We start from the raw sequence: 13207 nt of genomic DNA on the forward strand, positions 1-13207 counted from the left end.
CTTTCGCGCTAGCACACCTTTTGAACTTTGTGAATGAGTCTTTGAACTCCGTTAACGAGTCTTTTATACTCGTGAATGAGTCTTTTAGCTCCGTTAACGAGTCTTTTATACTCGTGAATGAGTCTTTGAACTCCGTTAACGAGTCTTTTATACTCGTGAACGAGTCTTTTAGCTCCGTTAACGAGTCTTTTAGCTCCGTTAACGAGTCTTTTAGCTCCGTGAATGAGTCTTTGAACTCCGTTAACGAGTCTTTTAGCTCCGTTAACGAGTCTTTGAACTCCGTTAAGGAGTAAATGTTATTGCCAAGCGATCGCCTACGACAAGTATTGTATCCTAAGCACCCTGCAAATTTAAATATTACAGCCCTTTCTACGCAGATAGAACACATTAATCTAGCCTCACTCCCCATAACCTGCGATACACTAATCTGGTAAATATCGCTACAAAGTTGGTGAGGTTTGCAGGTGACAAACGAAGAACTGTTGCAAATTATTGAACGAGCTGCCAGGGAAAAAGCAACGGTGCTATCCCTCTATAACAAGAAACTCAGCAGTCTGCCACCAGAAATCAGCCAACTTTCAAGCTTGACAGCGCTAGCCCTCGATCAAAATCAACTCAGTAGCTTACCGCCAGAAGTCTGCCAACTCTCCAATTTGACAGCGCTAGACCTCAATAACAATCAACTAAGGAGCCTGCCGCCAGAAATCTGCCAACTTTCCAACTTGAGATGGCTATCCCTCTTTAACAATCAACTCAGCAGTCTGCCGTCAGAATTCAGCCAACTCTCCAACTTGACAACGCTAGCCCTAAATCACAATCAACTCAGCAATCTGCCACCAGAATTTAGCCAACTCTCCAACTTGACAACGCTAGCCCTAAATCACAATCAACTCAGCAACCTGCCGCCAAAATTTAACCAACTCTCCAACTTGACAACGCTAGCCCTCAATCACAATCAACTCAGCAACCTGCCGCCAGAATTTAGCCAACTCTCCAAATTGACTGAGCTATACCTTTCTAACAATCAACTCAGTAGTTTGCTGTCAGAATTCAGCCAACTCTCTAACTTGACAATGCTAGTCCTAAATCACAATCAACTCAGTAGTCTGCCGCCAAAAATCTGCCAACTCTCAAACTTGACTGAGCTACACCTCTCTAACAATCAACTCAGCAGTCTGCCGACAGAATTCAGTCAACTCTCAAACTTGCTTGAGCTAGACCTCTCTGACAATCAACTTAGCAGTCTGCCGCCAGAAATCTGCCAACTCTCAAACTTGACTGAGCTATACCTCTCTAACAATCAACTCAGTAGTCTGCCGCCAGAAATCTGCCAACTCTCAAACTTGACTGAGCTATACCTCTCTAACAATCAACTCAGCAGCCTACCGCTAGAAATCTGTCAACTCTCAAACTTGACAAGGCTATTCCTCAAGAACAATCCACAACTAAGCTCGCCGCCGCCTGAAATTGTTGAGCAGGGAACGCAGGCAATTTTGAACTATCTTCGAGCCAGGTTAGAAGCCAAAGGATAATATCTTTCTAAACTGCTAGTCATTGGTGAAGAGGATGTGGGTAAAACATCATTAAGAGCGCTACACGATGAAGATTTTCACACTTACGAATTCACTACCCACGGCATTGAAATTAAATGGCTTTTAACAGTACCATTGCAGGGATTATCAAGGTATATTTGACTAGAATTAAGGTATTATAGCGATTATTATTTGGATACTATAAGCGGTAGGGGGTTTACAGAAGTGCGCCTCTACAACTGACACGCCAGTTTAGCTATAAATTAATATCTACGGTTTTACGGGTATTAGAAAAATGAAGTTTACAGACTGGGTGACTAGGGTGCTACTAATCTGGCTGATGTTCGCCACTCTAATTGTAGTGCTGCTAATTGGACGAGCAACAAAATTACACAACAATCCGACAACCTCCCGTGCAGCCAATCCACAGGTTACAGCTTTCAGTAAATATCCCCAAGCGCAATTTCAATCAGCGAAAGAGCCAGAGAAGAAATTTCAAAATGTTATCAAGTCCCCAGTCAAGACTAACCAGCCTGTCGCAAGATACATAACCACTCAAGCTTTTGCACAGTACAGACCTAATTATCAAGTTGTCTCAGTCGATCCAAGTAACTACGGTGAACGTTACGCCCAAGATGTTAACGGCGTTCCTCTCAACAATCAACCAATTATCGTCATCCATGAAACTGGTTATTCAGCTTCTAGCGCCATCAATTTCTTTCAAGTAGCCCATAGCGATGAAGGTGTGCAAGCAAGTTACCACGCTTTAATCAAGTTAGACGGAACGGTAGTTTATCTAGTACCGCCAGACAAGCGGGCTTTTGGTGCAGCTAACTCTGTGTTTGATGGTTCGCAGGGAGTGGAAACTGTACAGACTAATCCGAATTTACCCGCGTCTGTGAATAATTTTGCTTATCACGTCTCTTTGGAAACACCGCCAGATAGTTATGACAGTAGCAGCCAACAAACCCATAGCGGCTACACGGAAGCTCAATATCATTCTCTTGCTTGGTTAATTGCTCAAAGTCAAGTTCCAGACGATCGCATCACTACGCACCATTTAGTAGACCGTTCTGGTAAAAAAGTTGACCCGATAAGTTTTGATGGTCAGAAATTTCTGAGCTTACTTAATACTTATCGTCAGGTTAGACCAGTCTATCGAGTCAGCAAATAATTCAGATGAATAAGAGATCCCCCAACCCCCTTAAAAAGGGGGCTTTTTATATCCCTCCCTTTTTAAGGGGGGTTAGGGGGGATCAAGTTTTCAGGTTTTTGGGTGCGTAAGTCCTATTTAATTTTGAATTGTTAACTTGCTCAAGAAGGCGCGATCGCGTCAAAATAAGAGTTAAGACGCTGTAATCTAACTTAACAATGACCACAACGCAGCTTGAGCAAATTTCCCCTCAATTAACACCGCCAAATGAGCGGGGATATGAATACGATCTGGTAATTGTCGGCGGTGGGATTATTGGGTTAACTCTAGCCTCTGCTTTAAAAGATTCTGGCTTGAGTGTCTTGCTGATTGAGGCGAAAGTAGCATCTGCGGCGGTAGCCAAGGGACAAGCTTATGCAGTTCACAAACTTTCGTCGCTAATTTATCAAGGAATTGGTGTTTGGGACAAAATGTTACCTCAAATAGCCAAGTATTGCCGAGTCCGTCTTTCGGATGCCGATCACCCCGATGTGGTGGAATTTACCACAGATGATATAAATACAGCAGAGTTGGGTTATGTAGCGGAACACCAAGCTTTGTTGCAGCCGTTGCAAGATTTCGTCCAAGATTGCCCCAATGTGACTTATTTGTGTCCGGCGGAAGTGGTAAATACGCAATACCAGCAGAATATAGTCGCCATTGAGATAAAAGTTGCCGATCAACTAAAGACAGTTCGCAGCAAATTAGTTGTAGCAGCAGATGGATCGCGATCGCCAATTCGGCAAGCGGCTGGAATCAAAACTTCGGGCTGGAAATATTGGCAGTCTTGCATTGTGGCATTTGTCAAACCAGAAAAGCCCCACAATAACACCGCTTACGAAAGGTTTTGGTCTAGTGGCCCCTTTGCGATTTTACCTTTACCGGGGAACCGTTGCCGCATTGTCTGGACAGCCCCCCATGAAGAAGCAAAAGCTTTGTGTGCTTTAAATGATGAGGAATTTTTGGCAGAACTAAGCCGCCGCTATGGCGATCGGATGGGGAAACTGGAATTACTCGGCGATCGCTTTGTTTTTCAAGTACAACTCATGCAAAGCGATCGCTACGTTCTCCCGCGACTGGCATTAATTGGTGATGCGGCGCACAATTGCCATCCCGTCGGCGGACAAGGTTTAAATTTGGGTATTCGGGATGCCGCAGCTTTGGCGCAAGTAATTCAAGCAGCGCACAAAGCGGGTAAAGATATTGGCGATATTCAGATTCTCAAAGGTTATGAACGCTGGCGCAAGCTAGAGAATCTGACAATTTTAGGTTTCACCGATTTGTTAGATCGGATGTTCTCTAATAATTTCTTCCCCGTGGTGGTAGTTCGTCGCTTGGGTTTATGGTTCTTGCAGCGAGTACCTATATTAAAAGTATTTATGCTGAAATTGATGATTGGCTTAAAAGGGCGGACTCCAGAGTTAGCAAAACGATAAAGTTTGAGAATGCGATCGCTGATATGTTTACTTTTTAAATTTGCAAAAAGTTAGCGATCGCCTGCGGTAATGGCAGAATAATTACAATCAACAAAGCCATTGCCAGTAACCCCCAAACGTCACGTTTGTTATCCAATTCAGTGACATCATTCAGTGCAGGTTCATCAATCAACGGCATAAATAATAAGATAATCGCCCACACCAAAAATTCTTCCCGAACTAAAGAAAGTAACAGCAACAACACACGAGCGATTTGACCAATTACGATCGCAGTTCGTTGTCCAAACATTGCATGGACAATGTGACCTCCATCTAATTGTCCCACAGGCATTAAATTTAACGCTGTGACAACTAGTCCTAAAAAACCTGCTACTGCAACTGGATGCAAATCGAGGGCTGATGTTGCTGTTAACTGACTTCCCAAAGCTAACTTCGAGAGTATAGCCAGTAAAATTGAATACTTAGGATTGAGAGCATCAGGATTTAAAAGTCGGGTTTTTTCAGTCAGGGAAACTATATCAGAATGAGCCAAACCCCATATTAGTAGTGGCAAGGTGACAACAAAACCTGCAATTGGCCCAGCGATACTAATATCAAATAAAGCTTTGCGGTTGGGAATAGGACTACGCATCTGAATAAATGCGCCAAAAGTTCCCAAGAAGAAAGGCACGGGAATAAAGTAAGGCAACGTCGAGCGAATCTTGTAAAATTTAGCTGTTAAATAATGCCCAAGTTCGTGAGTGCCCAAAATAGCCATCAGTCCTAAAGCATAAGGCAATCCCTTGAATAGGACATCTGGGTTAGATAGAAGTTTGAACAAAGATCCAATTTGCCAGATAGGCGGCAGAGTAACACCAGTATTTTGCACTCCCACCAAGGTAGTAGTGATCAAAGTAGCTACTAGCAGCATCAGCGCTAATCCTGGTCGAGTTAATCGTTCCTGGTTGCGTCGTGGTGTATCTGTCTGTTTCGCAGCTTGAGTGTTGGGAACTAGGACAAAGAAAGGTTTGCCATTGAAGCCTTCTTGAAAAATCAGCAAGAAGCGATCGCCAAATTGTGCTTCAATATTAGTTTTAATCTGCTGGTAAGCGTTGCTAGCTTTAGTTCGCAACTGACCCCGGCAAATCACAGATTGTGGACGATACTCAATATTTTGAACGTAGTATACAGACCAAGGAAAACAATTTCGCAGTTGAGTTTCTTCGGCTGGTTCAATGGGACGCACTATTGGTTCTGGGATAGGCTGGATAGTCGGTTGTGATTCTGAGGCTGGGGTTTGGGCTTCGTCTGTCTGCGTATCTCTTGGTACTTGACGCCCCCATTGAAACAACACCCAGTACAAGACTGTGCAGACAAATACTGACCAGAGGATCAGCCCTGGCGGTGGAGGTTGTTTCGCTCCGTAGATTAGCGTCCATCCACTCAACAGAAATGCTGGTGTCATTAAAACCAGCCACAACAACCATACTGGTGTGCGGGTGATGCGAGCAACGCTGCGCTGCACCATTAGATAAGTAGCAAGCCCCAGCAGGAGGATAAACAGAAACCAAAATGCCATGTTCTCTTCAGTAATTTTGACAAAACGCCCCACCAGTAGCTTCAGCACCATAGCATTAACTACAAGGCAGACCTCAAATCCCAATTTTTTTTCACAACGGTTAACAGTGCTGGTTAACGCTCAAGTTGCAATTCTTGAGAATTTCCACACTGTCATCAAATTGTCCACAACTCCTCAGTTTCGGTTCTTTGATTATGTGCCCTTTACCTCAACAGCCAAGTCATACAACTAAGCCACCACGGGCTGTCTTCCCGGACGAAGTTTTCAGCGGAGGTTCTCTGCAATCGGACTTCGCACAAGAGAGCATTTTTGCCTTTCCACCCAATCGGGACACATTAGGGGGAACCTCTTATTTTATTGTAAGAAATGAAGGCAATATCCTCATAGATTGCCCTGCACTAGAAAAAACAAATCAAGATTTTTTAGCAGCGCATGGAGGCGTGCGTTGGTTATTTGTCACCCATCGCGGTGCTATTGGCAAGACTGCTGAATTTCAGCAAGCTTTTGGCTGCGAGGTGCTGATTCAAGAGCAAGAAGCGTATTTATTACCAGGCTTAACCGTAACTACCTTTAGACAAGAATTTACTCTTGATGCAGCTATGCAAGTGATTTGGACACCAGGGCATTCTCCCGGCTCATCTTGTCTCTACTACAGCGAACTTGGGGGTATATTATTTTCTGGTCGCCATTTACTCCCTAACCAGCACGGTCAAGCAGTACCATTACGGACAGCTAAAACCTTTCACTGGCCAAGGCAAATTCAGAGTCTTCGATTATTGTTAGAACGTTTTACACCAGAAACTCTCCAGTATATTTGTCCTGGAGCTAATACAGGATTTCTTAGAGGTAAGCGAGTTATAGATCGAGCTTATCAACACCTCGCCTCTCTGGATTTACCAGGTTTGCTGGGGATACAACCATTTTAGAAGTCGTATGGCTATTGAAAACCGCAAGGATGAAATTTTGTCAAGACAGCAGTTTTCATGTATTTGAACCATACCTGTCGTAGGGCACAAGGCCTTGCGCCCTACTAATCAAGATTTAGGTTGAGCGTGAGTGCAAGGCTACAACAGCTCTGTGATAGAAAATAACCGTTGTCGGTCTATTTGGTTGAAGCTTGATTTTTTCAGCGTAGAAAGCCTGTTGACATCCACCCCGCCGTGAACGGTCGGGGATTCCTAAGACTCACGACTTAGGTTTCTGTTTCTTTCCCTTACGGGTTTTTTGCAACTGCCCTTCAGCCTTAAGGCTGTCAGGTCTTATATTCGCTCCACAGACTGAAACTGCGAGTCCCGCAGCCAAAATATTCTTACTTGCGTTAATATCCCGATCGTGACGTATGCTGCATTTTGGGCAATCCCACTCTCTGATATTCAGAGGCAGTTTATCAACAATGTATCCGCAGTTCCCACAACGCTTAGAACTAGGAAACCATCGGTTAATCTTGACAAAAGTACGACCATACCAATCGCACTTATATTCAAGTTGTCTGACTAATTCAGCCCAGCTAGCATCACTAATAGAGAAAGCGAGTTTTTTATTTTTCACCATATTCTTCACAGCCAAGTCCTCAATAGCAATCGTTTGGTTTTCACGTACCAATCGAGTTGTCAACTTGTGAAGAAAATCATTTCGTGCATCACTTATTTCGGCATGGATCTTGCCTACTTTAAGCCGAGCCTTATGGCGATTATTAGAACCTTTCTGCTTACGAATTAACGCTTTTTGTGCCTTACGCAATTTAGCTTTTTTTGCCTTAAACCTCTTGGGATTAGCGATCTTCTCACCTGTACTTAAGGCAACTAAACTGGTGATACCTAAATCAATGCCAATAGAGCTAGTAGATTTAGGTAATATGCAGATTTCTACATCTACTAATATTGAAACAGTCCAGCGTCCAGAGGGTGAAAGTTTTACTGTAATCGTGGATGGTTCCGCACCTTGGGGTAGTTGTCTGCTCCAACGAATAGCCAATGGTGTCGGACTTTTAGCAAGAAATATTTGCCCATCTCTAAACTTAAAAGCTGCCTTGGTAAATTCAGCATTACCCCCGTTGTGTTTTTTCTTGAAGTTCGGATATTTAGCCCGTCCTGCAAAGAAGTTGCTAAATGCTGTTTGCAAATGTCGTAAGCCCTGCTGTAATGGCACGCTGCTAACATCATTAAGAAATTGTAAGTCATCTTGCTTTTTCCAATTAGTCAGCATTGCTGAAGTTTCAATGTAACCAACTCGTTTCTGGTCTTCATACCATGCTTGTGTCCTTGCGGCGAGAGCGCGGTTATAGACTAAACGAGTACATCCCATCGTTTGCCGAAGCAAAGTCTCTTGCTCAGGTGTTGGATAGAATCGGTATTTGAAAGCTTTTTGTGTCATTCTTACATTATATTCGATATTCTGTAAGAACAAAAATTAATCAAAGCACTGACCGTAAACGGCGGGGTTTTAAACCCATTTTTCTGATAATAATATTGATACCGCTCTGGTTCCGCTTCTGGATCGGTTTGTTGCCAGAGTTCCAAAAAGTGACGATAGCGTTTTTCAAGCATCACTAAATCCATACAAGCGATCACAGCTTGAACCACTTGCGGAATAAGCAACTAGCAAATGATTTAGCTGAGATAACTAAGATTCATGACAGCCTTAATCACTAAATCTTTGTACTTCTTCTATGGAAAAATTACGCTGTTCGTTTAACTCCAGATATCGCTGTTTTTCGGCTGGAAAAGCCTTACCATAGTATTCATATCGCTCCGGTTCAGCTTTCTCATCACTTTGTTTCCATTGTTCCTCTAAGTGACGGTAGCGCTTTTGACTCATCACCAGTTCCATACAAGCGATCGCAGCTTGAACCACGTGCGAGGTACGCAATATTTCTTTCTTGCTTTTCTCATTTAGATGAAACAAATGGCAAACTAATTCCAATTCCTCTGCCAATTCTAGATATCTGTCTTGCAGATTTGATATTAAATTTATATGCTCCACCTTAAACTCTAAAATCTGTTGCCACAAAAATCGGTGATGAGAAAGGCTAAATTCTAAATTTTGCCCCTCTAGTTTGTCAATAATCGCTTGACGCTGTTCGGGGCAATGTAGGTAAATCTTCAGCAATAAAGCCTCTGCCAGTTCTAAAAGACTGCCTCCAGTAAGAGCATTTCTTTGATTGACGTTTATAGACTGCTGCTTGCGTAAAGACATTGGCTTACGGGAAGTGGCAACTGGCGCAATCTGAGTTAAAAGATTTTCTACTCGTAAGGGTTTAAGTATATCATCTCCAAAACTGAGTATTTCAGCACACTGGTCAATGTAATAGTCGCGTGTATCAATATTATTAATGTTTTTTAATAACTTTACTAGCTGTTTGGAGACTTGCTGAAAATCAGTAGCCTGTTTTAAGTCTCGGTCTTGAATAATTTGCTGAATCTGCCAGTCTAGCCAAAGTGGCGCATTTTTTAGCAGTTCTCCATAATCTTCTGGAGTGTGACTATGCAAGTATTCATCAGCATCTTTGCCATCGGGTAAATTGAGAATTTTTAGCTGAACTTCGCCCTTGTATGCGAGTTCGGCAATTTCACCAATCGCCCGTTCTGCGGCATTGATTCCAGCTTTATCAGCATCAAAGTTGAGTATTAATTGTTTTGATTCGGTGTAGCGTAATATTAACCGGACTTGTTCTAAACTTAAAGCTGTACCGAGTGAGGCGACGGCGTTATTAATACCAGCAGCGTGGAGAGCGATCGCATCAAAATATCCTTCCACCACCACGGCTCGATCGAGTTTAGAAATACCATCTTTGGCTCGATCGAGGGCAAATAAGGTTTTACCTTTACTAAAAAGTTCGGTTTCGGGTGAATTCAAATATTTAGGCTGTTCATCAGTCAAAGTTCTCCCACCAAAGGCAATGACGCGCCCTTGAACATCACGGATGGGAATCATCAAGCGATCGCGAAATACATCATAATACCCACCACCTTCCTTTCGTGGCTTAATCAATCCCGCTTTTTCCAGTATTTGCACTGGGTAATGTTTATCATCCACTAAATAACGATAAAGAGTTTCCCAACCTGCGGGAGCATAACCTAAACCAAATTGCTGTATAGTTTCTTCTTTGAGTTGGCGGTTAGATTGCAAATATTCAAGTGCTTTTTGTCCTTGGGATTGTCTCAAGGCGTGTTGATAAAACTGTGCTGAAGAAGCGAGAACTTCATATAACTGCTCGCGCAAAGATAGCTGACGCTGTAATTCTTGGCGTTGTTCGGGTTCGAGAGTTTGTATAGGTACTTGGTAACGCCGCGCTAAATCCAGCACCACATCAGCAAAAGAACGCTTTCCCAACTCCATGACAAACTTAATCGCATTTCCCCCAGCTTGACAGCCAAAGCAATAATACATTTGCTTGGTTTGACTAACGGTGAAACTGGGAGATTTCTCATCATGGAAAGGGCACAAACCGACAAAATCCTTTCCTCGTTTGCGTAAAACTACGTATTCCGAGACGACATCTACAATATCAGCCCGTAGTTTAACTTCCTCAATTGTGTCTGGGTGCAAGCGGGGGATTTGCATATATTAGTCATTAGTCATTAGTCATTGGTCATTGGTCATTGGTCATTGGTCATTGGTCATTGGTCATTGGGCATTAACTTTGAAAAAAGGACAAAGGACAAAGGACAAATGACTTCTGATCGCTATTATATTCTTGTTGCTAGACCAAGAATGATGTATACAATTGCTTAAACTTAATTTTATCAGAGGAAATACTGAAAATGGGGCGTATTTTTATATCAGCAGCTCATGGAGGCAAAGAAGCGGGAGGAATAGACCAAGGTGCGATCGCAGGTGGTACAAGTGAAGCAAAAGAAATGATTTTGCTGCGAGATTTGATTGTCACGGAACTGAGAGCGCGGAGTTTGGAAATTTTAGCGGTTCCTGATGACTTAAGCGCCGCCCAAACTATCTCTTGGATCAATTCCCGCGGGCGCCGGGGTGATGTCGCCCTAGAAATTGCAGCTAATGCCGCTAACAGCCCTTCTGTGCGTGGGGCTAGCGTTTTCTACATCACTAATAATAGCGATCGCAAGAGCAATGCTGAACAGTTACTAGTAGGATTGTTGCGCCGCGTACCCCAATTACCGAATCGGGGAGTCAAGCCAGATACAGATAGTGGATTGGGTAGTTTAGCATTCTGTCGTCAGACAACGCTGCCAGCTTTGGTAATACAAGTGGGGTTTCTCAGCAATCCAGAGGATCGGGCTTTGCTACAAACTCGTCGCCGCGATTTTGCTTTGGGAATTGTTGATGGATTGGTGACTTGGAGTCGTGTAATTGACCCCACTCCCGGAACTCCAGCCCAAGTAAATTATCCACCTATTAATATTAATATTAATGGACAAAGTTACACCGAGCAAGGAATTTTAGTTAATGGGAATGCTTACATCCCCATTGATTTAGTAGACCTTCTCCGAATTGACCTTTCAAAAGCGGCTAATGTCAATCGCATTACCTATCACAAAGTAGTTTATGTCAAAGCAATCGAACTGCGAGATTTTAATGTTGCAGTTAATTGGGATGCGGCGACGCGTACTGTTAGCTTGCGCTCGAATTTAGTAGTTTGCCCCGGTCAATTTTCGCGGGTAATGTCGAACGGTAATACTTCCGAAGTACAGTTACAATTATTTTTGAGAAATAATAATGAAAATGCTATAACAAAGTTTCCTGATATCCCCAAACTTTATCGGGAAGAAGCAGGTATAGAGGGAGTGAACTATGATATTGCCTTTTGCCAAATGTGTGTAGAAACGGGATTTTTACGGTTTGGTGGTGATATTAAACCTGAACAAAATAACTTTGCAGGCTTAGGTGCGATCGGTGGCGGTTCGGAGGCTGCGTCTTTCCCAAGTGCAAGAATTGGAGTTAGGGCGCACGTTCAACATTTGAAAGCTTACGCTAGTTTAGAACCTTTGGTACAGGAAGTAGTAGATCCCAGATTTCGTTTTGTCACACGCGGGATTGCGCCATTAATCGATCAGCTATCAGGGCGATGGTCAGCAGATTTAGATTATGGTACAAAAATTTCAGCAATGCTTAAACGATTATATGAATCAGCAGGACTTCTTTGAGTATTGAGTAAATTATTCCAAGTAGGTCTGCGTCAAAATTTGTAGTTGGAATAAAGCAAGAAGCAAGAGGGCTTTAGCCTAGTTTATCTTTGTTTACCGGGGTATTAACTGCTTACTCCAACTGTTTGCCGTTCTCGTCGTGCGACTTCTGCACGTACTAAAGGTATAACATCACGCCCATAAGCGATCGCATCCTCTAAAGGATCGAAGCCCCGAATCAATAAAGTAGTCACACCTGCATCGTAATAATCAACCAAAGCCTCTGCTACTTGTTCTGGTGTACCTACTAGAGCAGTAGTGTTACCTGCCGCACCAGTAGCTGCGGCGATCGGTGTCCATAGACGCTTATCATAAATCTCATTTTTGGCGGCAAAATCTAGCAGACGTTGCGATCCTACCGCCTGTGGTCTAGCTGGGGTAGCTAATTTTGCGCCTCCTCGTAACTCTTGAATTCGCGCTAAAATACTATGTGCTTTTTCCCAAGCCTGTTGTTCTGTAGCACCAAGAATCGGTCGCAGAGAGACACTGAAGCGAATGGAGCGATCGAGTGGTAAGGCAGCACGCACCTCTGCAATTCGTTCTTTAACTGCGGCAATTGGCTCACCCCACAAGGCATAGACATTACTGTGTTTGGCTCCTACCTGTACGGCTGGCCCAGATGCACCACCAAAGTAAAGCGGGATGTAGGGCTTTTGCAGCGGCTTGATCGCAGAGAAAGCATCCTTGATGCGGTAGAATTCACCTTCGTAATCAAAGGGAGTGTCGCTTGTCCAGACACGACGAACAATTTCTAAATATTCATCGGTGCGACGGTAACGGCTGTCATGATCTAGCCAATCGCCATCTTTCTGCTGATCGGCATCACTGCCACCGGTAATAATATGGATTGCGATCCGACCGTTGGTAAAATGGTCAAGGGTAGCTGCCTTGCGAGCTGCCAGAGTTGGTGCCACAAAACCCGGACGATGAGCAATTAAAAAGCCCAATCGCTCGGTTGCTGAAGCTGCGAAACTAGCAACAGTCAAACCATCCGGGCTACTAGAACTATAGCCAATCAATACTTTGTCAAAGCCTCCTTCTTCATGGGCTTTGGCAAATTCACGAACATAAGCTGGATCGATGATGTCATCGCCCAGACCACCTGATGCACTATTTAATTCCGAAGTCCGTTTTGTCCGAATCAATCCAATAAATTCAATTGGCATAATTAATTCTCCTAAAAATGTTGGGGAGCAGGGGGATAAGGGAGACAAGGGGGACAAGGGGGACAAGGGGGACAAGGAGGAATTATTGAAAATCTCTCCCTTGTGTCCCCCTTTTTTCTTGTCTCCTTTGTCTCTTCTCCATACCCTGTTTGGCCAATACCTAATCCA

10 protein-coding genes are annotated in these 13207 nt (G+C 43.5%); 5 read left to right on the forward strand and 5 right to left on the reverse strand.

All coding sequences use genetic code 11. The features are described 5' to 3' along the window. Positions 1-464: 464 nt before the first annotated feature. From RMZ95_RS00100 to RMZ95_RS00110, 3 genes are all read left to right on the forward strand, one after another. Positions 465-1532, forward strand: coding sequence for a leucine-rich repeat domain-containing protein (locus RMZ95_RS00100; protein WP_409882115.1), 1068 nt, complete (start codon positions 465-467; stop codon positions 1530-1532). A gap of 295 nt (positions 1533-1827) precedes the next feature. Next, positions 1828-2706, forward strand: coding sequence for a peptidoglycan recognition family protein (locus tag RMZ95_RS00105; protein ID WP_322683183.1), 879 nt, complete (start codon positions 1828-1830; stop codon positions 2704-2706). Between the two features lie 197 nt (positions 2707-2903). Further along, complete coding sequence (locus tag RMZ95_RS00110) at positions 2904-4160, forward strand: FAD-dependent hydroxylase (protein ID WP_322683182.1); 1257 nt, start codon at positions 2904-2906, stop codon at positions 4158-4160. A gap of 34 nt (positions 4161-4194) precedes the next feature. Here RMZ95_RS00110 and RMZ95_RS00115 read toward each other — a convergent pair whose 3' ends face one another. After that, positions 4195-5718 (reverse strand): site-2 protease family protein, encoded by a 1524-nt coding sequence (locus RMZ95_RS00115; RefSeq protein WP_322683201.1) that lies wholly within the window; start codon positions 5716-5718, stop codon positions 4195-4197. A 194-nt stretch (positions 5719-5912) separates the two neighbouring features. Here RMZ95_RS00115 and RMZ95_RS00120 point away from each other — a divergent pair, with 194 nt between their 5' ends. Next, the gene (locus tag RMZ95_RS00120; RefSeq protein ID WP_322683181.1) at positions 5913-6644 is read left to right on the forward strand and encodes an MBL fold metallo-hydrolase; all 732 of its coding nucleotides are present in this window, start codon (positions 5913-5915) and stop codon (positions 6642-6644) included. A 259-nt stretch (positions 6645-6903) separates the two neighbouring features. Here RMZ95_RS00120 and RMZ95_RS00125 read toward each other — a convergent pair whose 3' ends face one another. Genes RMZ95_RS00125 through dnaG form a run of 3 tightly spaced genes read right to left on the reverse strand, consistent with a single transcriptional unit; the run spans position 6904 to position 10281 of the window. After that, the gene (locus RMZ95_RS00125; RefSeq protein ID WP_322683180.1) at positions 6904-8091 is read right to left on the reverse strand and encodes an RNA-guided endonuclease TnpB family protein; all 1188 of its coding nucleotides are present in this window, start codon (positions 8089-8091) and stop codon (positions 6904-6906) included. A 2-nt stretch (positions 8092-8093) separates the two neighbouring features. Next, positions 8094-8300 (reverse strand): hypothetical protein, encoded by a 207-nt coding sequence (locus tag RMZ95_RS00130; RefSeq protein WP_322683179.1) that lies wholly within the window; start codon positions 8298-8300, stop codon positions 8094-8096. A 58-nt stretch (positions 8301-8358) separates the two neighbouring features. Continuing rightward, positions 8359-10281, reverse strand: coding sequence for a DNA primase (gene dnaG / locus RMZ95_RS00135; RefSeq protein WP_322683178.1), 1923 nt, complete (start codon positions 10279-10281; stop codon positions 8359-8361). A 200-nt stretch (positions 10282-10481) separates the two neighbouring features. On the opposite strand from dnaG, the gene RMZ95_RS00140 reads away from it, so the two are divergent. Beyond that, positions 10482-11834 (forward strand): N-acetylmuramoyl-L-alanine amidase, encoded by a 1353-nt coding sequence (locus RMZ95_RS00140; protein ID WP_322683177.1) that lies wholly within the window; start codon positions 10482-10484, stop codon positions 11832-11834. A gap of 104 nt (positions 11835-11938) precedes the next feature. On the opposite strand, the gene RMZ95_RS00145 is transcribed toward RMZ95_RS00140, so the two are convergent. Continuing rightward, positions 11939-13039 carry an LLM class flavin-dependent oxidoreductase gene (locus tag RMZ95_RS00145; protein ID WP_322683176.1) on the reverse strand — a complete coding sequence of 367 codons (1101 nt, stop codon included), beginning with the start codon at positions 13037-13039 and terminating at the stop codon, positions 11939-11941. Positions 13040-13207 lie beyond the last annotated feature (168 nt).

The organism is Nostoc sp. DedQUE07, from assembly GCF_034530975.2.
Taxonomy (GTDB): Bacteria; Cyanobacteriota; Cyanobacteriia; order Cyanobacteriales; family Nostocaceae; genus Nostoc.